Origin of the sequence: Xanthomonas sp. 3498, from assembly GCF_014199795.1 — a bacterium.
Classification (GTDB): domain Bacteria; phylum Pseudomonadota; class Gammaproteobacteria; order Xanthomonadales; family Xanthomonadaceae; genus Xanthomonas_A; species Xanthomonas_A rydalmerensis.
This window is the reverse complement of sequence record NZ_JACHOH010000001.1, coordinates 604,676-625,397: the sequence shown is the minus strand read 5'-3', so window position 1 is coordinate 625,397 and position 20,722 is coordinate 604,676. Positions and strand designations below refer to the sequence as shown.

Genomic DNA, 20,722 nt, shown 5'->3' with positions numbered 1-20,722 from the left:
GGCGGAGCCGGCGCATGAGCGCGCAGCGGACCCCGCTGCCGCTGTTCCCGCTGCACGCGGTGCTGCTGCCCGGCGCTTCGATCAAGCTGCGGGTGTTCGAGCGCCGTTATCTGGACCTGGTCCGCGAATGCGGGCGTACCGACAGCGGCTTCGGCGTCTGCCTGATCCTGGACGGCAGCGAGACCGGCGCCGCGGCGGTGCCGGCGGCGTTCGGCACCGAGGCGCGCATCGTCGATTTCGACGTCGGCGCCGATGGCGTGCTGGTGCTGAGCCTGCGCGGCGCGCGGCGCTTCCACGTGCTGCGCAGCCGGGTCCGCGACAACGGCCTCGTCGTCGGCGACGTGGAATGGCGCGAGGCCGATGGCGACGACGAACTGCGTCCGCAGCACGCGCTGTTGGCGACCGTGCTCGACAGCATCCTCGACCAGGCCGCCGCGGTGTACCCGCTGGCCGGTCCGCGGCAACTCGACCAGGCCGCCTGGGTCGGCTGGCGCATGGCCGAACTGCTGCCGCTGGACGAACGCCAACGCCTGTCGCTGCTGCAGGAAGACGACCCGCACGCGCGGCTGGATCAGTTGCTGGCCTGGATTCCCTGAGCGAGGCGGCGAGGGCGGCATCGCCGTCCTGGTCTGCGCGTAGAGCACGGCGGCGGCATCGGCGTAGCCATCAGCCACGATTGCCACGCGCTGCCCTCGATCGGCTACACCCAGGCGTCCCACGCACTCTTCGCATTCGGCGTTCAGCGCGCCGCTAGCAGGCGCAGGCGACGCTTGGCGGCGATCGGCGGCCGCGCTCGGCTGCCGGCAACGGCATCCCGCCACGGCGGCCTGACGTCCTATCCACGCATGATCGAGGACTTCGTATGAGGCGTTCCTTCTTGCTGTTGTTGCTGTCCGCCGGCGGCTGTCTGAGCTTGCCGGCCATCGCCGTCGAGCCGGCCTCCAATCCCACCGCCAGCCAGCCCGACTGTCCGCGCGGCTCCATCGCCCTGGTCACCGGCAATGCCGATCAGGTGCCGCCGAAGACCTGCCTGACGCCATCGATGAAGCCGTTCGCCCTGCAGCGCGGGCAACTGTTCGCGGTGACCCTCTCCGAGAATGGGTCGACCGGCAGCGCCTGGGCCTTGCGCAGCCTGCCCGCGTCGCTGGCGCTGCTCGACATCGAGCATGCACCCGGCACGGCCTGCGCCACGGGCCGCATGGGCTGCCCCAGCAATGTCACCTACACCTTCAAGGCCACCGATCACGGCAGCGGCACGATCAATCTCATCTACTCGCGGCATTGGGAGGATCGTGCCACCGACTCGCGTTCGATCCGGGTCGAGGTGAAATAGCCGCCATCGTCGCGCGTCGGCGTCCGCAGGGCAGCGCTGCACCGGCGCGGCGCCGACCGGTTCGAGGCTGAGGCGTACCGCTGCCGCTCAGGGCGACGGCGGCGCCTCGCCATCGCTGCGCACCAGCAGCACCGGGATCTCGCTGCGGCGGTGCATGTCCCTGCGCGTGGGCAGCGCGTGCAGCGCCTCGGTCACCGCGGTGAGCGCGGGATCGGCGCCGCGCAGCGGCCGCCACAACCCGATCAGGTTGAAGTGGCGTTCGTAGCGCAGGCTCTGCGCGCTGCCCAGCCACAGCGGCACGTTGCCCGGCTGCAGGCGCGCCGGCGCCGGCCACAGGCGCAGCGCGTACAGCTCGTCCGGATTCGGGCCAGGGCGCAGCATCAGCAGCGATTCCACCCGCGTGTCCAGCGTCGCCGGCAGCACCGGCACCTGCGCGGGCGTGGCTTTGTAGTCGAGCAACTGCAGCGCCTGCTGCCAGCCGGCCTGCGGCTGCACGCGCCAGCCGGCCGCTTCGAGCTGGCGCTGCAGCGGCGCCAGCGGCCCGGCGACCTGGATGTCCAGCGGCCAGCGCTGGTCGTCGTCGAACTCGTTACGCCGCGACGGCAGCATCCGCCAGTCGTGCTGCCACCAGGCCGCGTCCGCCAGCTGCGTCACCTGCGGCGGCGGCGGTTCGAACTTGGCCAGCTTGCGTTCCAGCTGGCGCGGCGCGTACCACAGCGCGGCGATCGCGAAGCCGCCGTAGAACAGCCAGGCCAGCGGCTTCATCCAGAACCCGCGGTTGAAGCGGCGGCGGTAGGCGATGCCCAGCACCAGCAGCCAGAAGATGCCGAACAGCATGCCGCCGACCACGTCGCTGAGCCAGTGCGCGCCCAGGTACAGGCGGGCGAAGCCGATCAGGGTCACCACCGCGCCCGACAGCAGGTACGGCCACACCCGCGAGCGCCCCGGCAGCTCGCGCGCGATCAGCACCGCGAAGAAGCCGAAGCTGATGGTGGCCATGGTCACCGCCACCGAGGGGAAGCCGAAGCCGCTGCTGGCCGCCGGCGGGCGCACCACGTGCACGGTGGCGCCGAGCAGCTTGGTCAGGGCCAGGCCGAACGCCAGCGCCGCCAGCCAGTGCGCCGCGGCCATCCAGCGCCGGCGCCAGGCCAGGTAGAGCAGGCCCAGCGCGGTCGGCGGCACCAGCACCTGCCAGTTGCCGAGCGAGGCCAGCGCGGTCATCGGGTAGTCGGCCAGCGGGTTGCGCAGGGCCAGCATCAGGTCGTGCACCGCCAGGTCCAGGCGCAGCGGCTCGCCGTGCGCCACCACCACCATCAGCAGCGCGAACCAGCCCCAGCCCAGCGCCAGCAGCATCACCGCCAGCATCGCCAGCGGCACCGACTCGCGCCGCTGCGGGTCGAACACCGCGATCGAATAGCGGCCCAGCACCGGGTGCCGGCGCGACCAGTCCAGCGCCCGCGCCAGCAGCGCGTCCATGTGCCCGGCCGACCAGCGGTAGCCGTACAGCACGATCGCCCACACCAGGCCCAGCGCCAGCGCCAGCAGGCCCAGCACCAGGAACAGGCGCCCGGCGACCGCGGCCACTGCGTCGTAGGCCTGGCCCAGCAGCCAGCCCGGTCCCAGGAACAGCAGCGACCAGGTCACCGCGGCCACGCTGCTGGGCAGCAGATAGCGTCGCAGCGGCATCTTCATCATGCCCGCCACCGCCGGCACGAACGGACGGATGGCGCCGACGTAGCGCGCCACCAGGATGCTCTTGAAGGCATTGCGGCGGAACATCGCCTCGCCGCGGTCGAGCAGCTGCGGATAGCGCCGGAACGGCCAGTAGGTGCGCAACCGGTCGCCCCAGCGGTAACCGACCCAGTAACTGAGCGCATCGCCGATCAGCGCGCCGAGCGCGGCGCTGACCACCGCATACGGGCCGGAGATCTGGCCCAGGCCGATCAGCACGCCGATCGCGAACAGCAGCGGCAGCGCCGGCACCAGGGTGCCGAGGATGATGACCGCATCGCAGAACGCAATGGCGAAGATGACCGCGCCGGCCAGGATGGGGTGTGCTGCGATCCACTCCAGCGTGGCATCGGTCCATGAGGCATTCATCGGGCGATTATAGAGGGCAGGCGATGACGGTCTGTCCACGCCGCGGCAACGCCCGCCGCGGCGGCCCGCACCGTTCGGATCCTCCAGGTCCGCCGCGCTGCGGCAGCCCGTCGCAAGGCGAGGGCGACGCCGCACGGCCGTCGCAACGGCTCATGCCAGCGGCGGCAGCAGGTTCAGCAGCAGCACCATCCCCAGCCCCACCAGCGCCACGATGGATTGCACCACCGAGATCGTCTTGGTCGCCTCGCCCATGCTCATGCCGAAGGATTCCTTCACCAGCCAGAAGCCGGCATGGTTGGCGTAGTTGAAGAACAGCGAGCCGCAGCCGATGGACAGCGCCAGCAACGGCAGATTGAGCGTGGGTTCGGCGCTGCCGAGCGGCGCCAGCAATCCCGCGGCGCCCACCACGCCGACCGTCGCCGAGCCGGTGGACACCGACAGCAGCATCGAGATCAGCCAGCCCAGCAGCAGCGGCGACACCGCCAATTGCTGGCTCATGTGCACGATCGCATCGCCCACATGGGCATCGGTGAGCACCTGCTGAAAGGCGCCGCCGCCGGCGATGATCAGCAGCACGCCGGCGACGGGCTTGACGCTGTCGCCCAAGGTCTTGCGCAGTGCGGCCGGCGCACCCGGCCGCAACGCGACCTGCGCGAACAGCACGCCCAGCAGCATCGCGACGATGGGGTGGCCGACGAAGGCCGTGGCATGCAGTACTGCCGAATCCTTGCGCAACAGCATCTCGGCCACGGCGTGGCACAGCATCAGCAGGGCCGGCGCCAGCGCCGCCAGCACGCCCAGGCCGAAGGCAGGCGGCGTGCGTTGTGCGGATGCGTCACCGTCCGCGGCGTCGGCCGACGCGTACTGTGCCAGCAGCGCCGCGTCCGGCTCGGCCTGGATATGTCGCGCGATGTAGCGGCCGTACAGCGGTCCGGCCAGGACGATGGCCGGAATGGCCGCGATGAAGCCGTAGAGCATGGTGGCGCCCACGCTGGTCCCCAGCGTGGCGATGGCGGTGAGCGGGCCAGGGTGCGGCGGCACCATGCCGTGCATGGCGGCGAGGGCGGCGATGACCGGGACGCCCACGTAGGCATAGGCCGAGCCGCTGACCTGGCGCTGCGCTTGCAGCTTGCGGGCCACGCCGAAGATCAGCGGCAGCAGGATCACCAGACCGACCTCGAAGAACATGGGAATGCCGACGATGAAGGCGACACCGGCCATGGCCCAGGGCAGCGCGCGTGGCGAGGCGCGGCGCAGGATCGCGTTGGCCAGCGTGTCGGTCACGCCCGCCTGCGCCAGCAGCTTGCCGAGCATCGCACCCAGTGCCACCACCAGGCCCACCGCCCCCAGCGTCTTGCCCGCCCCCGTGGCGACGGCGTGCAGCAGCGCGTCCATCGGCATGCCGACGACCAGGCCGGTGGCCAGTGACACCAGCAGCAGCGCCAGCAGTGGATGCAGCTTGGGACGCGCCACGATCAGCAGGACCAGGGCGATGACGCTGAAGAGTGCGGTGAACAGCAGGAACAGGTCGTTGGAGCTCATGGGGGAGATGCCGCGTGGATCGCTCGCAAGCTTAGCGTGCTCTCTCACCCGGCTGGGTCGATGACCCATGACGATGGCATGGCAGGCACCGGTCCGCCGCGCAAACGGCAGCGCACGCTCTACACTGGCCGGATGCCCGCCGCCGCTCCCCGCACCGTCCAGATCCTCAAGGCCGACAGCTTCGGCCGCATCCTGCTGCTGGGCGAGGGCGAGGCGCGTTTCGTGCGCCGCGATCTCACCGCCTCGCCGTGGTGGCTGCGGCTGCCGGCGTGGTGGCTGGCGCGGCGCGAGGCGCTCGCCTTGCGGCACTTGGACGGCATGGCCGCGACGCCGCAACTGCGCGGCTGGGACGGCACCTTCCTGGATCGCAGCTACCTGGACGGCGCGGCGATGTACCAGCGCCCGCCGCGCGGCGACCTGGCCTATTTCCGCGCCGCCCGGCGCCTGCTGCAGCAGGTGCACCGGCGCGGCGTGGCGCACAACGATTTGGCCAAGGAAGCGAACTGGCTGGTGCTGGAAGACGGCAGCCCGGCGTTGATCGATTTCCAGCTCGCCGTGCGCGGCGCGCCGCGCTCGCGCTGGATGCGCCTGCTGGCCCGCGAGGATCTGCGCCACCTGCTCAAGCACAAGCGCATGTACTGCGCGCACGCGCTCACCCCGATCGAGCGGCGCCTGCTCAAGCGCCATTCCTGGGTGCGCGAACTGTGGTTCGCCAGCGGCAAGCCGGTGTACCGCTTCGTGACCCGGCGCCTGCTCAAGTGGGAAGACAACGAGGGGCAGGGGCCGAAGCCCTGAAGCGCCGGGATTCGGGATTGGGGATTGGGGATTGGCAAGAGCGGATGGCTGCTGTCTGAAGCTGTCCTGGCGCAGACGGCAAAGGCGCTAAGCTTCGGCGAATCCCCATTCCCGAATCCCCAATCCCGTGACCTTACAAGGCAAAACCCTCCTAATCACCGGCGCCTCGCGCGGCATCGGGCTGGCGATCGCGCTGCGTGCGGCGCGCGATGGTGCCAACGTGGCGATCGCGGCGAAGTCGGCGGTGCCCAATCCCAAGCTGCCCGGCACCATCCACAGCGCCGCGGCGGCGGTGGAGGCGGCCGGCGGGCGCGCGCTGGCGCTGAAGTGCGACATTCGCGAAGAGGAACAGGTACGCGCGGCGGTGGCGGCGACGGTGGAGGCCTTCGGTGGCGTCGACATCCTGGTCAACAACGCCAGCGCGATCTGGCTGCGCGGGGCGCTGGACACGCCGATGAAGCGCTTCGACCTGATGCAGCAGGTCAACGCGCGCGGCAGTTTCCTGTGCGCGCAGGCCTGCCTGCCGCATCTGCTGCGCAGCGCCAACCCGCACATCCTGACCCTGGCGCCGCCGCCGTCGCTCGATCCCAAGTGGTGGGCGCCGCATACCGGCTACACCCTGGCCAAGATGGGCATGAGCTTGGTCACCCTGGGCCTGGCCGGCGAGTTCGGTCCGCAGGGCGTGGCGGTGAATGCGCTGTGGCCGCGCACGCTGATCGCCACCGAGGCGCTGAACATGATCCCCGGCGTCGAGGCCGGCAATGGCCGCCGCCCGGAGATCATGGCCGACGCCGCGCACGCCGTGCTGACCCGGCCGGCCGCCGGGTTCCATGGCCAGTTCCTGATCGACGATGCGGTGCTGGCGGAGGCCGGCGTGCACGATCTGTCCGGTTATGCACTGGATCCGGCGCAGCCATTGCTGCCGGACCTGTTCCTGGACTGAGGCCCGGCGTGGTCGGCTGACCGGCCGCGATGCGGCTGCGCGCTTCGGGCAAGGACGACATGGATCGGACGATCGCGGCGCGCGGCGGCGCGCCGCGAAAACGCTCTGTTCCACCCAATCGCGGTTGGCGCCGCAATGACGGCGTGCGGCGCGGCTATGCTGCCGGGGTCTTCACGCCCCCGCCGCCTATGCCCGCTCCTGTCGCCGTCGCCTTGCCGCGTCTTCCCGAGTCCCGCCACGCCGTCCATGCCGATCTCAGCGACAACGAGCGGCACATGCTCGATCGCCTGCGCCTGGCCGGCACCGCCACCCGCGCCGATCTCAGCCGCAGCACCGGGCTGACCGTGCAGTCGGCGGTGCGCCTGGTCGACGCGCTGGCCGAGCGCGGCCTGGTCGCGATCGGCGCCTCGCTGGCGCACGCAGGCCGCGGCAAACCGGGCGCGGGCATCGCGCTCAATCCCGGTTACGGCCACACCGTCGGCTATGCGATCGCGACCGACGCGCTGTCGCTGGTGCTGCTGGATTTCAGCGGACAGATCCGCGCCACCGCCGAGCATGCGCTGCGTTCGACCGAGCCGGCCGCGCTGCTGGCGCAACTGCGCGAGGCCGATGCCGCGCTGACGGCCTCTGCCGGTGCCGGGCTCGGTCCGCGCCTGGGCGCGGGCGTGGCGATGACCGGCTTCTTCGTCGAGGACGGCGTGCACATGAACCCGCCCGAGCCGCTGCGCGCGCTGGGCGAGCTGTCGATCGGCGACTGGCTGGCCGAGGCGCTGGGGCTGCCGGTGTGGGTGGACAACGACGGCACGGTGGCGGCGGCGGGCGAGAGCCTGCTCGGCATCGGCCGCCAGTACCGCGATTTCGCCTATCTGCACTTCAACTACGGCCTGGGCGGCGGCGTGGTGATCGACGGCGCCTGCCTGCGCGGCGCGCACGGCAATGCCGGCGAGTTCGCCGGCATGCTGCCGCAGCAGGGGCTGGAGCGCGGCACGCTGGAGCTGCTGCGGCAATTGCTGGCCGAGGACGGCATCGCGCTGCCCGACATCCGCGCGCTGCTGGCGGCCTACGATCCGGCGTGGCCGGCGATCGAGCGCTGGATCGCACGGGTCGCGCCGGGCCTGTCGCTGATCGTGTCGGCGATCGTGGCGATCTTCGATCCGCAGGCGGTGGTGTTCGGCGGGCGCATGCCGCGCGAACTGGCGACGCGGCTGATTCCGCACGTGCGCATCGACAACCAGCCGCGGCGCGGCCAGGCGCGGCCGTTGCCGCTGCTGCTGCCGGCCGCCGCCACCGCCGATGCCAGCGCGGTGGGCGCGGCGGCGCTGCCGTTGAAGGCCTGCTATTTCCGCTGAACCGGTCCCGCCGCGGCGTCGCCATGCCTGCACGCCGCCGGCGCTACCCTATGCGCCCTTTCCGCGCGCCATCGCGGCACGGTGCGCGCCTGATCCCCACCACGGAGCTGTCACGATGAAATATCTGCACGCCATGATCCGCGTCCACGACCTGGAGAAGACCAGCAAGTTCTTCACCGAAGGCCTGGGCCTGCACGAAACCCGCCGTATCGAGAACGAAGCCGGCAAGTTCACCCTGGTGTACTTCGGCGCCCCGGAGAACCCTGAGGCCGAGGTCGAACTGACCTACAACTGGGGCTCGGACGAGGATTACGGCAGCGCCCGCAACTTCGGCCACCTGGCCTTCGAGGTCGACGACATCTACGCGCTGTGTTCGCACCTGCAGTCGCTCGGCGTGACCATCAACCGTCCGCCGCGCGACGGGCGCATGGCCTTCGTGCGCAGCCCCGACCTGATCTCGATCGAATTGCTGCAGAAGGGCGAAGCGCTGGCGCCGGCCGAACCGTGGGCGTCGATGCCGAATACCGGCGTCTGGTGATGGCTCAGGGCGCGGTATCGGGCAACGCCTGGCCGCAGCCCCGGCAATAGCCGGCGTTGCGGTCGTGGCCTTGCAGGCCGCAGTGCGCGCAGGTGCGCTGATCCGGCGCGCGGCTGCGGTCGACATCGCGCAGGCTGTTGGCCAGTTCGGCGGTGTAGATCCCGGTGGGCACGGCGATGATGCTGTAGCCGATCAGGATCAGCACCGAGGTGATGGCGCGGCCCAGCGGCGTGAGCGGGGCGATGTCGCCGAAGCCGACCGTGGCCATCGTCACCACCGCCCAGTACATCGCGGTGGGGATGCTGGTGAATCCGTTCGCTGGGCCTTCGACCACGTACATCAATGCGCCGAAGATCACCACCAGGGTGATCACCGTGAACAGGAACACGAACACCTTGCGCCGGCTGCGCCACAACGCGTCGACCAGCAGGCTGCTTTCCTCGACATAGCGGGTCAGCTTGAGGATGCGGAACAGCCGCAGTACCCGCAGCACGCGCACCACCAGCAGCGTCTGCGCGCCGGGCAGCAGAAACGAGATGTAGGTGGGCAAGGTCGACAACAGGTCGATCACGCCCCAGAAGCTCAGCGCGTAGCGCAGCGGCCGCTTCACCGTGGCCAGGCGCAACGCGTACTCGGCGGTGAACAGCGCGGTGAAGCCCCACTCCAGCACGTACAGGGTGTCCGCGTGGCGGGCGTGCAGCGCCGGCACGCTGTCGGCCAGGATCACCGCGACGCTGGCCAGGATCGCCGCGACCAGCAACAGGTCGAAGTTGCGCGACGCCCGGGTGTCGTGCCGATAGATGATGTCGAACCAACGGCGCCGCCAGCCGTGCTCGGTCGCCGGGGCGAGTTGGGAATCGAGGAAAAAGCGCATGCGCCCATGCTACCCGAGCCGCATTGCAGCCGCGGACGCGCACGCCGCGGCAGGCGGCGTCCTGATCGGATGCGACGCGGTTGCTGGAGAATCCCTTGTGGGAGGGGCTTCAGCCCCGACGCCGTAGCGCTGAAGCGTCGCGACTGAAGTCCCTCCCACATGTCGAGCAACGGCGTGGTGGGGTTGCTGCGGCACGCGCGCGGGCGGCGGCGGTGTGGCACGGCAGCCGGCTGCCCCGTCGGTCCAGACGGCGGCCGGCAGTCGCCGGCCGTGCGCTGCCGACGGTCTTATAATCGACTGCTCTCCCGCAGGATGTTCCCCCGATGACCGCTTCCTCCGCCGCGGACCTGATCGCCCTCGGTCAACGCTATGCCCTGCCGATCTACCGTCCGCGCCAGCTGGTGCTGGAGCGCGGCCAGGGCGCGTGGGTGTGGGACAGCGAGGGACGCGACTACATCGATCTGTCCGCCGGCATCGCCGTGTGCGGGCTCGGCCACAACGATCCGGATCTGCATGCGGCGCTGCTCGAACAGGCCGGCAAGCTGTGGCACACCAGCAACGTGTTCTACAGCGAGCCGCCGCTGCGCCTGGTCGAAGAACTGGTGCTGGCCTCGCGCTTCGCGCAGAGGGCGTTCCTGTGCAACTCTGGCAGCGAGGCCAACGAGGCGGCGATCAAGCTGGTGCGCAAGTGGGCCACCGCGCAGGGCCGTCCGCCGCAGCAGCGGGTGATCGTCACCTTCCGCGGCAGCTTCCATGGCCGCACCCTGGCCGCGGTGACCGCCACCGCGCAGCCCAAGTACCAGGAAGGCTACGAGCCGCTGCCCGGCGGTTTCCGCTACGTCGACTTCAACGACATCGTGCAGCTGGAAACGGCGATGGCCGGCGGCGACGTGGCCGCGGTGATGCTGGAGCCGGTGCAGGGCGAGGGCGGGGTGATGCCGGCGGCGCCGGGCTTCCTGGCGCAGGTGCGGGCGCTGTGCGATCACCACGGCGCGCTGCTGGTGCTGGACGAGATCCAGTGCGGCATGGGTCGCACCGGCACCCTGTTCGCGCACTGGCAGGATCAGGTGACGCCGGACATCGTGACCCTGGCCAAGGCGCTGGGTGGCGGTTTCCCGATCGGCGCGCTGCTGGCCGGGCCCAAGGTCGCCGAGACCATGCAGTTCGGCGCGCACGGCACCACCTTCGGCGGCAACCCGCTGGCCGCGGCGGTGGCGCGGGTGGCGCTGCGCAAGCTGGCTTCGACGGCGATCGCCGCCAACGTGTCGCGGCAGTCGGCAGCGCTGCGCAAGGGCCTGGCGGCGCTCAACGACGAATTCGCGCTGTTCTCGCAGGTTCGCGGACGCGGCCTGATGCTCGGTGCGGTGCTGGCGCCGGCGCACGCCGGTCAGGCCGGGACGATCCTCGACCACGCCGCCGCGCATGGTCTGCTGACCCTGCAGGCCGGCCCGGACGTGCTGCGCTTCGTGCCGTCTTTGAACCTCACCGATGCCGAACTGAGCGAAGGCCTGACGCGGTTGCGCAGCGCGCTGCGCGCCTACCTCGCCGCACGCTGAAACCGCGGTTCATCCCAGCCCGTGCCGCGCCAGCGCGCGGCGCAGGGCACGCGTGCCGCTGGCGGTTTCCGCGGCCATGCCGATCGCGCGGGCGCCGCGCACGTTGACGAACAGGTCGTCGATGAACAGCGCCTGCCGCGGGGCGACGCCGAAGTGCGCCAGCGCCTGTCGGTACACCGCGGCATCCGGCTTGCGCCCGCCCAGGCTGCCGCTGCACAGCACGCGCCCGTGCAGCAGCGGGAACAGCGCCGGCACGATCTGTGGCATCGCCTGCGCCATCAGCGCGCCGTTGTTGGTCAGCACGCCGATGGCCAGGCGTTCGGCCAGCGCCAGCACCTGCGCGACCACGCCGGCATCGGCGCGGCTGGCCGCCACGCGCGCGGCGATCCAGGCGTCCACGTCCACGGCAGCGCCAAGGCCTTCGCTCAGCCGCTGCAGGTAGGCCGCAGTGTCCAGTTCGCCGCCGTCGTAGGCGGTCTCCAGCCCGGAACCGAACAGGACCTCGCGCACCTGCGCCGCCTCGCAGCGGCAGTGCGCGGCCAGCGCGGCAATGCGTGCGGCACGCGTGTAGTTCGCAAGCACACCATCGAAATCGAGCAGCAGCAGCGCCGGCTGCGCGCGGATCATGGCGGACATGGGCGTGCCTGTGTGGGTGGCGGCAAGCGCGGTCGGCGCGGCGCGGGATTTGCGCAGATCGAGCAGCGTCTCGCGGTCATCGCCGCGCGCCGTGGTGCGTGCCGATGATGCAACGCGCCATCGCTTGTCGTTGACAATCCATCGCGGGCCGGCGGACAGTCGGGGCACGCCGCCGCGCGCGCGACCTGCCGCGGCGCAATGTCGTTTTTCTTGCCGAGGAATCCACCTTGAACACCACGTTTCCGTCCCTGCTGCTCGTCCTTGCCGGCCTCGCGTTCGCACCTGCCGCCTGGGCCAAGACCTGCGCGGTGACCATCACCGGCACCGACCAGATGTCCTTCGACCAGACCCAGATCAAGGTCGCGGCCGATTGCACCGAGGTGGCGGTGACGCTCAAGCACAGCGGCAAGCTCGCCGCCGCGGTGATGGGCCACAACTGGGTGCTGACCAAGACTCCGGATTTCCAGGCGGTGGCCAATGCCGGCACCAGTTCCAGCCTGGCCGACAACTACCTGCCCAAGAACGATCCGCGGATCATCGCCCACACCAAGGTGATCGGCGCGGGCCAGTCGGACACGGTCAAGTTCTCCACCGCCAAGCTGAGCAAGGGCGGCGACTACACCTTCTTCTGCTCGTTCCCGGGGCACTGGGCGATGATGAAGGGCAAGTTCGTGTTCGGCTGATCCAGCGCAGCGGCGCTGCGCCGGCCATCGGCGTAGCGCATTGTCGTTGTGCAATAGCCGCTGCGCCGGCATTTCAGCCGGCGGCGACCACCGCGAACGCCTCGCGCGCCGCGGCCAGGGTGGCCTCCAGCACGTCCTGGTCGTGCGCACTGGAGACGAAGCCGGCCTCGTAGGCCGATGGCGCCAGGAACACGCCGCGCTCGAGCATCGCGTGGAAGAAGCGGTTGAACGCGGCGGTGTCGCAGGCGGTGGCCTGCGCATAGGTCTCGACTTTCTCGGTGGTGAAGAACAGCCCGAACATGGCCCCGACCTGGTTGGTGGTGACCGCCACGCCGGCCGCCGCCGCGGCGGCTTCCAGGCCGGCGCACAGCTGCGCGGTGGCCGCGTCCAGGCGCTGGTGGAAGCCCGGCGCCTGGATCAGCTCCAGCATCGCCAGCCCCGCGGCCATCGCCACCGGATTGCCGCTGAGCGTGCCGGCCTGGTAGATCGGCCCGGACGGCGCCACCTGCCGCATCAGCTCGGCGCGCCCGCCATAGGCGCCCACCGGCATGCCGCCACCGATGATCTTGCCGAAGGTGGTCAGGTCCGGCGTCACCCCGTAGTGCGCCTGCGCACCGCCCAGGGCGACGCGGAAACCGGTCATCACCTCGTCGAAGATCAGCAGTGCGCCGTGCTGCGTGCACAGGTCGCGCAGGTGCTGCAGATAGCCCGGACGCGGCGGAATGCAATTGGCGTTGCCGACGACGGGCTCGATGATGACCGCAGCGATCTCCTGGCCGATCCGTTCGAACAGTTCGCTGGCGCCCTCGGCATCGTTGTACGCCAGGGTGGCGGTGAGTTCGCTCAGGCCCGCCGGCACGCCCGGCGAGGTCGGCACGCCCAGGGTCAGCATGCCGCTGCCGGCCTTGACCAGGAACGAGTCGCCGTGGCCGTGGTAGCAGCCTTCGAACTTGACGATGCGGTTGCGCCCGGTGGCGCCGCGCGCCAGCCGCACCGCGGACAGCGTGGCCTCAGTGCCGGAGTTGACCATGCGCACCATCTCGCAGGACGGCACCAGCCGGGTGATGGTCTGCGCCATCGTCACCTCGGCCGGGCACGGCGCGCCGAACGACAGCCCATCGCCGATCGCGTGCTGCACCGCTTCGCGCACCGCCGGATGGTTGTGCCCGGCGATCATCGGCCCCCACGAGCCCACGTAGTCGATGTAGCGGTTGCCGTCGACGTCGTACAGGTACGCGCCATCGGCGCGCTGCACGAAGAACGGCTCGCCGCCCACCGACTTGAAGGCGCGCACCGGCGAATTGACGCCGCCGGGAATCAGCGACTGCGCTTGGGTGAACAGGGCGTGCGAGCGGGAATGGTTCATGAGCGGGAATCCTTGGCGATGCTGGCCCGGCCGATCGGCCGGGCGCGGAGCGAGGCCGTCTATTGTCGCGGCTGCCGCCGACATGCGCCATGTCGCCTACCCGGTCATGCGCCACCTACCCGTCGCGGCCGGCGCCGCGCCGTGATCCGCTGCCTAGGATCGGAACGTCCAGGGGCGCATGACCCGATTGCCGATGGGAATCGGGCATGCGATGGGCGGAGTGTCCACCGCGGGCGCGGGGATCGCCATCCGGCGTTGCGCCTGCACGTTCGTTGGCGTGCCAACGATGTTCGTCTTCGGGAGAGAGCATGCATCGTACGATCCGCAGGAGCGCCCTGGCGCTCGAAGCGAAGGCGCTAGCCCCTGTCCCATCGGGAGAGGAGTTGGGGTGAGGGTCCGGCGCGCAGCGACGCGCGGTGTTTGGGAGCGCGAGGCTGCGCCCGTACCCTCATCCGCCCCTGCGGGGCACACCTTCTCCCGGTGGGAGAAGGAAGGGCGCTTCAGTCGAAACAGGCACGATACGCGGCCAGCGCCGCGCGGGGATCGGGTGCATCGAACACGCCGCTGATCACCGCCAGCAGGTCGGCGCCGGCCGCCACCAGCGGGCGTGCGTTTTCCGGAGTGAGGCCGCCGATCGCCACGCGCGGCAGGCCCAGTGCCGCCGCTTCGCGCAGCAGGTCGGGCGCGGCGCGGCGCGTGGTGACCTTGCTGCGGGTGGGGAAGAACGCGCCGAAGGCGACGTAGCTGGCGCCGGCTGCCGCGGCATTGCGGGCCAGCGTCAGGTCGTCGTAGCAGGACGCACCGATCAGCGCCTGCGACCCGAGCGTGGCACGCGCGGCGGCCAGGTCGCCGTCGTCCTCGCCGAGGTGCACGCCGGCCGCGCCCACCGCCTGCGCCAGCGCGACGTCGTCGTTGACGATCAGCGGTACCTCGGCCTGTGCGCACAGCGCCTGCAGCGCTGCCGCCTGCTCCCGCCGCTGCGCCGCGTCGGCGCGCTTGTTGCGGTACTGCAGCCAGGTCACGCCCTGCTCCAGCAGCGGCGTCACCCGCGCCAGCAGGCGCGCGCCATCGGCCTCGTCGGGGGTGATCAGATACACGCCGCGCGGCGTCGGGGATGCATTCATGGCCAAGCCTTCCGATGCGTCGGCGGCGATGGGACAATGCCGTTCCGTCCGACTGTGACCTGCGATTATCCAATGAGCGACGCCACCGCCACCACCTATCGCACCTGGATGTGCGTCGTCTGCGGGTTCATCTACAACGAGGCCGACGGCCTGCCCGAAGAAGGCATCGCGCCTGGCACCCGCTGGGAAGACGTGCCCGACACCTGGACCTGCCCGGATTGCGGCGTGACCAAGGACGATTTCGAGATGGTGGAGATGGATTGAGCGCTGGGAATGGGGAGTCGGGATTGGGGATTCGCAAGAGCGGCTGCGGCGTGACCTGACGCGTCGCTGAGCAACGCTGCTTTCTCTTGAGGGCTTCCAGGCTGAAGATGCTCAGGACGACTTGCACATTGCGGATGGCCGCTCTTGCGAATCCCCAATCCCGACTCCCCACTCCCTGCCGTCAATGCATCCGCTGCGCGCGGGCGCTCAGTTCCACCAGGCGTTCGCGGATCGGCAGCGCGTCGGAGGCCTCGGGGTTCAGTTGCAGGTAGCGGCCCAGGTCGCGGCGCGCGCCGGGCACGTAGTCCATCTGCAGGTAGGCCATGCCGCGGTCGCGCAGGGCTTCGGGTTGGTCCGGCATCAGCTTGAGCACGCGGTCGGCGCTGCGTGCGGCGCGGTCCCACTCGTCGCGTTCGGCATACAGGCCATGCAGGTTGCGCAGGACCCGGGCGAGGATCGCGCGGTGCGGCGCCGGGTCCAGGATCTGCAGCAGGGCCCGGTCGTCCGGGCTTTCACCGCCCATGTGCGGCCGCGCGCGCTCGCGCAACTCCTCCACCGCCAACGGGCGACCACCGTTGAACGGGTCCATCACCAGCAGCCCGTCGTCCACCGGCAAGCGCACCAGGAAATGCCCGGGGAAGGACACGCCGTCGAGCGGGATGTCCAGGCGCCGCGCCACTTCCATCTGCACCAGCGCCAGCGAGATCGGGTTGCCCAGGCGCCGCTCGAACACCTGGTTCATGTAGCTGTTGCGCGGGTCGTAATACTCGTCGTGGTTGCCGCTATAGCCGAGTTCTTCGAACAGGTGGCGATTGATCGCCGCCATCTTCAGCGGCCACTGCTCGATCATCGCCACCTCGTGCCGCAGGTGGTCGGCGTGGCTCTGCGCCAGGGTGTCGTAATGGGCGGCATCCAGCTCCGGATACTCGTCGCGGGCGATCAGCAGGGCGGTCGCCAGCAGCGGCAGGGCATCGTCGTCCAGAGCGGCCAGGGTATTCCAGCTCGGCAATGTCAATCGGGCGGCCATGGCCCAAGACTGGCGGCAAAGCCGGGCCCGATCAAGTCCGGCGGTTCCCGACAGCGGTGTCGGGTTCAGCGCCGTGGTCGTGGGGCCTTTTCCCGACCCGGGCCGACGCGTCGGGCGATCAGCGGCCCTGCGGAATCCCGGGGCCGAAGCGCAGTTCGGTGCCGTCCTGCAGCTTCAACTGCTCGGCCTGGCCGGCGTTGAGTTCGAGCACGTAGCGCGCCGGCGCGTTGCTGGGGTAGGGCGGGCAGGCGTCGCCGGCCGAGCACGGCGGCACGTCGCGCTGCTGCGCCACCAGCTTGCGCTGGTTGTCGAAGTACAGGATGTCCAGCGGGATCTTGGTGTTCTTCATCCAGTACGCCTGCGGTTCCTCGCGGTCGTGGATGAACAGCATGCCGTGGTCGGCTTCCATCTGATCGCGGAACATCAGCCCGCGCGCGCGGGTCGCATCGTTCTGCGCCAGTTCCACGTCGTAGCGGTGTCCGCCCAGTTCCACCCAATGGTCGCCGCCGGCACTGGCGCAGCCGCTGAGGGCGAGCAGGAGAAGGACGCAGTAAGCGCGAATGAGGGACATGGCGAGGCCGGGGCGAGGAGGACAGCGCGCACCTTGTTGCATGGTGCGCGTGGCGTCAAGAGCGGGGATTGGGGAGTCGGGATTGGGGATTCGTAAAAGCCGAGATCCCTGCCTTTGCTAATCCCGACTCCCGAATCCCCAATCCCGCCGCGCGTCCTACAGGACGCGCGGAGGCTCGCCGCCGACGATCACCACGTCGGCCGGGCGGCGCGCGAACAGGCCGACGCAGACCACGCCCGGGATCTGGTTCAGTTCGCGCTCCAGCGCCACCGGGTCGGTGATCGACAGGTGGTGCACGTCCAGCACCACGTTGCCGTTGTCGGTGATCACGCCGTCGCGCCACACCGGCTGGCCGCCGGTGCGCGCCAGGATCTCGCGGGCGACCAGGCTGCGCGCCATCGGGATCACCTCGATCGGCAGCGGGAACGCGCCCAGGGTCTGCACCTGCTTGCTGGGGTCGACGATGCAGATGAAGCGCTCGCTGGCCTCGGCGATGATCTTCTCGCGGGTCAGCGCCGCGCCGCCGCCCTTGATCAGGCACTTGTTCGGATCGCACTCGTCGGCGCCGTCCACGTACAGCGACAGGTTGCCGGTGTGGTTCAGCTCCAGCACCTCGATGCCGTGCTGGCGCAGGCGCGCGGTACTTTGCTCGGAACTGGACACCGCACCCTTGATGCGGTGGCCGATGCGGCCCAGCGCGTCGATGAAATAGGCGACGGTGGAGCCGGTGCCGACGCCGACGATCATCCCGTCCTGGACGTAGTCGATGGCTTTCTCGGCGGCAAGGCGTTTGGCTTCTGACATTTGGAGAGCTCGGGAGTGGGGATTCGGGATTGGAGATTCGTGAAAAGCGGGTCGGCGGATGGGACCGGGCGAATCCCGAATCCCCAATCCCGAATCCCGTCTACTCGAGCGACAGCAGCAGCTTCCACTGCGCGGCGCTGACCGGGAACACCGACAGGCGATTGCCGCGGGCGACCAGCGGGAAGCCCTCGCCCAGCGCGTCGGCGTGCTGCTTGATCTCGTCCAGCGCGATGGTGCGCGCCAGCTTGCGCTCGAACGCCACGTCCACCAGGTACCAGCGCGGCTGTTCCGGGGTGGCCTTGGGGTCGTGGTAGTCGGAGGATGGGTCGAACTGGGTGGCGTCGGGATAGGCCTGGCTGGCCACGCGCGCCACGCCGACGATGCCCGGCACCTTGCAGTTGGAGTGATAGAACAGGATGCCGTCGCCGACCTTCATGCCGTCGCGCATGAAGTTGCGCGCCTGGTAGTTGCGCACGCCGTTCCAGGGTTCGGTGCCGACCCGCTGCAGGTCGTCGATCGAGAAGGCGTCCGGTTCGGACTTCATCAGCCAATAGCGGGTGCGTGCGGTCATGCGGGGGAATCGTGCGCGGTCGACAGGGTGAGGGATTCGGTGCAGACCGCGTCCAGCGCCACGTCCCAGGCCGCGAGCGGCAAGGCCGCGACCTGCTGTGCGTCGAAGGCGGCCCCGACCAGCCAGGGCGGCGGTGCCTGCCGCTGGCGGAAAGCGAAGCTGCGATCATACCAGCCGCCCCCCATGCCCAGGCGCCCGCCGGCGGCATCGAAGCCCACCAGCGGCGCCACCACCAGCGCCATCTGTGCCGGCGCCAGGGTCGCGGCCGGGTCGACGTCGGGTTCGGGAATGCCGTAGCGATTGGCCCGCAGCGGCTGCCCGGGGCGCCACGGCGCGAAACGCAAGGTGTCGCCGCTGAGCATCGGCAGGCAGTACTGCACCGTGTCCGGCAACGACAGTTGCCAGCGATGCAGCGCGATCTCCCCGTCCATTGCCCAATAGCCGCCGACATGGCCGTGCTGCGGCGCGAACGGCAGGTCCAGCAAGCGCTGCGCCAGCGCGTCGGCGGCGGCCAGGCGTACGGGCGCCGAGAGCGCGCGGCGGCGGGCGCGCAGATCCTGGCGCAGGGAGTCGCGGTCGTCGGCAGTCATCGGGCAGGCGGAGCGAGGGAGGGCGCTATTGTCGGCGCCAGCGCACACCCTGACCAGGGTGGGGCCTCCATCTCCGAGTACGCCGCGCTGGATCCGCCAGGCCCAACCCGAAGAGCTGCGGTCGCGCGGGTCCACGGCCGCGTCATCGCGCGGGCGTGGACGGACGTCCACATTCTCGCGCTTCCTTGCCGCAGGCATACGCAATCGCGGTGCGGCGCGGCATGCCAGGAGGACAGGTCCTGGGCGCGGCCGCCGCTGCTGCGATCACGCGTAGAGCGCCACCGTCTGCCGGCCCCACAGCACCAGCCGCCCGGCCGTGTCCCAGATCTGCATGTCCTGTAGCGAGTAGCCGTCCTCGGCATGACGGCTGGCCGAACGCAGCAGGAACCAGTCGCCGGCGCTGGCTGGCTGTGGGAAGTCCAGGCTCCAGGTCATCGAGCTGACCGGCGCCGGCTCGGTGAAGCAGGTCATCGCGGCGGGCGGCAGGCAGTCGCCCAGCGCGACCAGGGCCACGCTCGGGTCCACGCCGCCGGGGTCGCGATGGCGCGCCCAGACCAGCAATTCCGGGTCGGCCGCGGCGGACAGCGGCAGCGCGCCGCCGGCCAGGCGCATGTCGAAGTTGGCGACGAAGGCCGGGGTCGCCGCGCTGTCGGCGATCGGCGTCGCCGCGTCGGGGCCGACCACCGCCGGCCGCGCCGGCAGGAAGTCGTGGGCGATGCGGCTGGCGCGCGGCTGCGCGAACAGCAGCGCCGCGCGCAAGGCGACCTGCCCGTCGGCCAGGCAATCGACGCCCACCGAAGTGGCGGACTTGCCCTGGCGCAGCACCTGCGCATCGAAGCGCAGGGTGCCATCGGCCGGGCCGACGAACCCGATATGCGCCGACTTCAGCGGCGGCAACGTCGACGGCGCGGTGCGCAGCGCGGTCTGCAGCGCCAGCGCCGCGGACAGGCCGCCGAAGGCGGTACGGCCTTGCCGCCAACTGGCGGGGACGTCGAATCCCGCGGCGGGGTCGAAGCTTTCGAGGATCTGGGCGAGCGTCGGCAATCCGGGATCTCCGTGGTGGGGACACCAGTATCCCGGGTTTCGGCCGGCGCGAGAACGCGTGGCGCCTGCGCTGCGTCGGCGACGACGCGGGTGGACGCGCACGTGGCGGACGCGCAAAAAGGAAACGGCGCCTTGCGGCGCCGCTTCCTGGAAAAATTGCATTCTCCGCCGTGACGATGCGTGCGAAACGACCTTGAACCCGGGGTTCAAGTGGGATGGCTGGAGAATCATCGGGCTTCCCGCTACGAGGCGGACCTGCACTCCCGATTCCGTCGCCACCCCGTGGTCGTCATTAAGGGACAAGGCGAATGTTTGCACACGCTGTCGTTCACAGCAGAGAACGCAAGTGGAGTATAGCGCCGTGATCGCGCTTGGCTAGTCCGTTCGTCGGTCCTTCGGTGCGTTGCAATTCACGTTGATGATCGCAACGCCAATGACGGATCAGCGTGTCGTATCGACGACGCTGTCCAGGCGCCGATTGAGATCGGCGAGTGTGCGCGCCATCTCGCGGTCGCGCTTTGCCTGTTCGTCGCGCAGTTGCTGCAACTCGTGCGCCAGGTTCAGCGCCGCCAGGACGGCGACGCGATCCACGGCGGCCATGCGGTTGCTGCCGCGCACCTCGCGCATCTTCGCGTCGAGCAGGCGCGCGGCGGCGAGCAGGCCGTCGCGCTCCTCGGCCTCGACGCCGACGGTGTATTCGCGGTCGAGGATGCGGACGCTGACCGGTTCGCTCACGTGTGCTGCTCCAGGGACTTCAATCGGGCGATCATCGCTTCCACGCGCGAGCGCGCCTGTTCGTTCTTGGTCAGCAACTGCGAGCGCTCGCCGATCAGCTGTTCCTGCTGCTGGCGCAGGCTGCGGTTCTCGTCGGACAGGCGCTGGCAGCGCTCGACCAGCGTTTCCACGCGCGCGGCAATGGCGCGAAGCTCGGCGAGGGTGTCAGGGCTGTCCATGGCGCTCACGATAGGCATGCGCCCGAGGGGCGGTCAAGACGCCGCGCGGCGGTGCCATG

23 protein-coding genes and 1 other RNA gene are annotated in these 20,722 nt (G+C 70.4%); 9 read left to right on the top strand and 15 right to left on the bottom strand.

Going from position 1 to position 20,722, the window contains the following annotated elements; all coding sequences use genetic code 11:
- Positions 1-14: 14 nt before the first annotated feature.
- Together GGR66_RS02540 and GGR66_RS02535 are read left to right on the top strand one after the other, a co-directional pair.
- Entirely contained in the window at positions 15-596 is a 582-nt protein-coding gene (locus GGR66_RS02540; protein WP_160965322.1) for an LON peptidase substrate-binding domain-containing protein, read from the top strand.
- A gap of 266 nt (positions 597-862) precedes the next feature.
- Entirely contained in the window at positions 863-1,333 is a 471-nt protein-coding gene (locus GGR66_RS02535; RefSeq protein WP_160965323.1) for a protease inhibitor I42 family protein, read from the top strand.
- Positions 1,334-1,420: 87 nt separating this feature from the next.
- Here the strand turns inward: GGR66_RS02535 and GGR66_RS02530 are convergent, their stop codons facing one another.
- Together GGR66_RS02530 and GGR66_RS02525 are read right to left on the bottom strand one after the other, a co-directional pair.
- A complete protein-coding gene (locus GGR66_RS02530) occupies positions 1,421-3,433 on the bottom strand; it encodes a bifunctional DedA family/phosphatase PAP2 family protein (RefSeq protein WP_184447093.1) in 2,013 nt (670 codons plus the stop codon).
- A gap of 150 nt (positions 3,434-3,583) precedes the next feature.
- Positions 3,584-4,975 carry a gluconate:H+ symporter gene (locus GGR66_RS02525; RefSeq protein WP_184447092.1) on the bottom strand — a complete coding sequence of 464 codons (1,392 nt, stop codon included), beginning with the start codon at positions 4,973-4,975 and terminating at the stop codon, positions 3,584-3,586.
- Positions 4,976-5,107: 132 nt separating this feature from the next.
- On the opposite strand from GGR66_RS02525, the gene GGR66_RS02520 reads away from it, so the two are divergent.
- From GGR66_RS02520 to GGR66_RS02505, 4 genes are all read left to right on the top strand, one after another.
- Positions 5,108-5,770 carry a serine/threonine-protein kinase gene (locus tag GGR66_RS02520; RefSeq protein ID WP_184447449.1) on the top strand — a complete coding sequence of 221 codons (663 nt, stop codon included), beginning with the start codon at positions 5,108-5,110 and terminating at the stop codon, positions 5,768-5,770.
- 127 nt (positions 5,771-5,897) lie between these two features.
- Positions 5,898-6,713 carry an NAD(P)-dependent oxidoreductase gene (locus GGR66_RS02515; protein ID WP_184447091.1) on the top strand — a complete coding sequence of 272 codons (816 nt, stop codon included), beginning with the start codon at positions 5,898-5,900 and terminating at the stop codon, positions 6,711-6,713.
- Between the two features lie 188 nt (positions 6,714-6,901).
- The gene (locus GGR66_RS02510; protein ID WP_184447090.1) at positions 6,902-8,062 is read left to right on the top strand and encodes an ROK family transcriptional regulator; all 1,161 of its coding nucleotides are present in this window, start codon (positions 6,902-6,904) and stop codon (positions 8,060-8,062) included.
- A 115-nt stretch (positions 8,063-8,177) separates the two neighbouring features.
- Positions 8,178-8,600 (top strand): VOC family protein, encoded by a 423-nt coding sequence (locus GGR66_RS02505; RefSeq protein WP_184447089.1) that lies wholly within the window; start codon positions 8,178-8,180, stop codon positions 8,598-8,600.
- A gap of 4 nt (positions 8,601-8,604) precedes the next feature.
- Here the strand turns inward: GGR66_RS02505 and GGR66_RS02500 are convergent, their stop codons facing one another.
- Positions 8,605-9,474: an ion transporter gene (locus tag GGR66_RS02500; protein WP_184447088.1), complete on the bottom strand. Its 870-nt coding sequence runs from the start codon at positions 9,472-9,474 to the stop codon at positions 8,605-8,607.
- A gap of 323 nt (positions 9,475-9,797) precedes the next feature.
- On the opposite strand from GGR66_RS02500, the gene GGR66_RS02495 reads away from it, so the two are divergent.
- Positions 9,798-11,030 carry an acetylornithine transaminase gene (locus tag GGR66_RS02495; protein ID WP_160965330.1) on the top strand — a complete coding sequence of 411 codons (1,233 nt, stop codon included), beginning with the start codon at positions 9,798-9,800 and terminating at the stop codon, positions 11,028-11,030.
- Positions 11,031-11,039: 9 nt separating this feature from the next.
- Here GGR66_RS02495 and GGR66_RS02490 read toward each other — a convergent pair whose 3' ends face one another.
- Complete coding sequence (locus GGR66_RS02490; protein ID WP_160965462.1) at positions 11,040-11,657, bottom strand: HAD-IA family hydrolase; 618 nt, start codon at positions 11,655-11,657, stop codon at positions 11,040-11,042.
- A 236-nt stretch (positions 11,658-11,893) separates the two neighbouring features.
- Between GGR66_RS02490 and azu the strand changes: the two genes are divergently transcribed.
- A complete protein-coding gene (azu, locus tag GGR66_RS02485) occupies positions 11,894-12,349 on the top strand; it encodes an azurin (RefSeq protein WP_255421554.1) in 456 nt (151 codons plus the stop codon).
- Between the two features lie 73 nt (positions 12,350-12,422).
- On the opposite strand, the gene hemL is transcribed toward azu, so the two are convergent.
- On the bottom strand, positions 12,423-13,715 hold the full coding sequence (hemL, locus tag GGR66_RS02480) for a glutamate-1-semialdehyde 2,1-aminomutase (RefSeq protein WP_184447087.1): 1,293 nt from the start codon (positions 13,713-13,715) through the stop codon (positions 12,423-12,425).
- 500 nt (positions 13,716-14,215) lie between these two features.
- Positions 14,216-14,839 carry a thiamine phosphate synthase gene (gene thiE / locus GGR66_RS02475; RefSeq protein WP_184447086.1) on the bottom strand — a complete coding sequence of 208 codons (624 nt, stop codon included), beginning with the start codon at positions 14,837-14,839 and terminating at the stop codon, positions 14,216-14,218.
- 72 nt (positions 14,840-14,911) lie between these two features.
- Here thiE and GGR66_RS02470 point away from each other — a divergent pair, with 72 nt between their 5' ends.
- Entirely contained in the window at positions 14,912-15,103 is a 192-nt protein-coding gene (locus GGR66_RS02470; RefSeq protein WP_160965338.1) for a rubredoxin, read from the top strand.
- Positions 15,104-15,284: 181 nt separating this feature from the next.
- On the opposite strand, the gene GGR66_RS02465 is transcribed toward GGR66_RS02470, so the two are convergent.
- The 9 genes from GGR66_RS02465 to GGR66_RS02425 form a co-directional block, all read right to left on the bottom strand.
- Positions 15,285-16,130 (bottom strand): SirB1 family protein, encoded by an 846-nt coding sequence (locus GGR66_RS02465; RefSeq protein WP_160965340.1) that lies wholly within the window; start codon positions 16,128-16,130, stop codon positions 15,285-15,287.
- A 118-nt stretch (positions 16,131-16,248) separates the two neighbouring features.
- Positions 16,249-16,701: a DUF192 domain-containing protein gene (locus GGR66_RS02460; protein ID WP_184447085.1), complete on the bottom strand. Its 453-nt coding sequence runs from the start codon at positions 16,699-16,701 to the stop codon at positions 16,249-16,251.
- Positions 16,702-16,857: 156 nt separating this feature from the next.
- Positions 16,858-17,505 carry a ribose-5-phosphate isomerase RpiA gene (gene rpiA / locus GGR66_RS02455; RefSeq protein ID WP_048491766.1) on the bottom strand — a complete coding sequence of 216 codons (648 nt, stop codon included), beginning with the start codon at positions 17,503-17,505 and terminating at the stop codon, positions 16,858-16,860.
- 100 nt (positions 17,506-17,605) lie between these two features.
- Positions 17,606-18,076, bottom strand: coding sequence for an EVE domain-containing protein (locus tag GGR66_RS02450; protein ID WP_017915860.1), 471 nt, complete (start codon positions 18,074-18,076; stop codon positions 17,606-17,608).
- Positions 18,073-18,666, bottom strand: a complete 594-nt coding sequence (locus GGR66_RS02445) for a 5-formyltetrahydrofolate cyclo-ligase (protein ID WP_184447084.1) — start codon at positions 18,664-18,666, stop codon at positions 18,073-18,075. Before GGR66_RS02445 ends, GGR66_RS02450 begins: the two co-directional genes overlap by 4 nt.
- Before the next feature lie 264 nt (positions 18,667-18,930).
- A complete protein-coding gene (locus GGR66_RS02440; protein ID WP_167088030.1) occupies positions 18,931-19,710 on the bottom strand; it encodes a thioesterase family protein in 780 nt (259 codons plus the stop codon).
- Between the two features lie 158 nt (positions 19,711-19,868).
- Positions 19,869-20,053, bottom strand: a non-coding RNA gene (gene ssrS / locus GGR66_RS02435) — 6S RNA.
- A gap of 98 nt (positions 20,054-20,151) precedes the next feature.
- Positions 20,152-20,445 carry a cell division protein ZapA gene (locus tag GGR66_RS02430; RefSeq protein ID WP_048491763.1) on the bottom strand — a complete coding sequence of 98 codons (294 nt, stop codon included), beginning with the start codon at positions 20,443-20,445 and terminating at the stop codon, positions 20,152-20,154.
- Positions 20,442-20,663: a TIGR02449 family protein gene (locus GGR66_RS02425; RefSeq protein ID WP_160965350.1), complete on the bottom strand. Its 222-nt coding sequence runs from the start codon at positions 20,661-20,663 to the stop codon at positions 20,442-20,444. Before GGR66_RS02425 ends, GGR66_RS02430 begins: the two co-directional genes overlap by 4 nt.
- Positions 20,664-20,722 lie beyond the last annotated feature (59 nt).

Bases quoted from the DNA above. Each gene is read 5' to 3' on its own strand.
- GGR66_RS02425 (WP_160965350.1), bottom strand. From the start codon at position 20,663: ATGGACAGCCCTGACACCCTCGCCGAGCTTCGCGCCATTGCCGCGCGC.
- GGR66_RS02505 (WP_184447089.1), top strand. From the start codon at position 8,178: ATGAAATATCTGCACGCCATGATCCGCGTCCACGACCTGGAGAAGACC.
- GGR66_RS02470 (WP_160965338.1), top strand. From the start codon at position 14,912: ATGAGCGACGCCACCGCCACCACCTATCGCACCTGGATGTGCGTCGTC.
- thiE (WP_184447086.1), bottom strand. From the start codon at position 14,839: ATGAATGCATCCCCGACGCCGCGCGGCGTGTATCTGATCACCCCCGAC.
- GGR66_RS02450 (WP_017915860.1), bottom strand. From the start codon at position 18,076: ATGACCGCACGCACCCGCTATTGGCTGATGAAGTCCGAACCGGACGCC.
- GGR66_RS02500 (WP_184447088.1), bottom strand. From the start codon at position 9,474: ATGCGCTTTTTCCTCGATTCCCAACTCGCCCCGGCGACCGAGCACGGC.
- GGR66_RS02530 (WP_184447093.1), bottom strand. From the start codon at position 3,433: ATGAATGCCTCATGGACCGATGCCACGCTGGAGTGGATCGCAGCACAC.
- GGR66_RS02490 (WP_160965462.1), bottom strand. From the start codon at position 11,657: ATGATCCGCGCGCAGCCGGCGCTGCTGCTGCTCGATTTCGATGGTGTG.
- GGR66_RS02525 (WP_184447092.1), bottom strand. From the start codon at position 4,975: ATGAGCTCCAACGACCTGTTCCTGCTGTTCACCGCACTCTTCAGCGTC.
- GGR66_RS02465 (WP_160965340.1), bottom strand. From the start codon at position 16,130: ATGGCCGCCCGATTGACATTGCCGAGCTGGAATACCCTGGCCGCTCTG.
- GGR66_RS02495 (WP_160965330.1), top strand. From the start codon at position 9,798: ATGACCGCTTCCTCCGCCGCGGACCTGATCGCCCTCGGTCAACGCTAT.
- GGR66_RS02510 (WP_184447090.1), top strand. From the start codon at position 6,902: ATGCCCGCTCCTGTCGCCGTCGCCTTGCCGCGTCTTCCCGAGTCCCGC.
- rpiA (WP_048491766.1), bottom strand. From the start codon at position 17,505: ATGTCAGAAGCCAAACGCCTTGCCGCCGAGAAAGCCATCGACTACGTC.
- GGR66_RS02520 (WP_184447449.1), top strand. From the start codon at position 5,108: ATGCCCGCCGCCGCTCCCCGCACCGTCCAGATCCTCAAGGCCGACAGC.
- hemL (WP_184447087.1), bottom strand. From the start codon at position 13,715: ATGAACCATTCCCGCTCGCACGCCCTGTTCACCCAAGCGCAGTCGCTG.
- GGR66_RS02535 (WP_160965323.1), top strand. From the start codon at position 863: ATGAGGCGTTCCTTCTTGCTGTTGTTGCTGTCCGCCGGCGGCTGTCTG.
- GGR66_RS02460 (WP_184447085.1), bottom strand. From the start codon at position 16,701: ATGTCCCTCATTCGCGCTTACTGCGTCCTTCTCCTGCTCGCCCTCAGC.
- GGR66_RS02540 (WP_160965322.1), top strand. From the start codon at position 15: ATGAGCGCGCAGCGGACCCCGCTGCCGCTGTTCCCGCTGCACGCGGTG.
- GGR66_RS02445 (WP_184447084.1), bottom strand. From the start codon at position 18,666: ATGACTGCCGACGACCGCGACTCCCTGCGCCAGGATCTGCGCGCCCGC.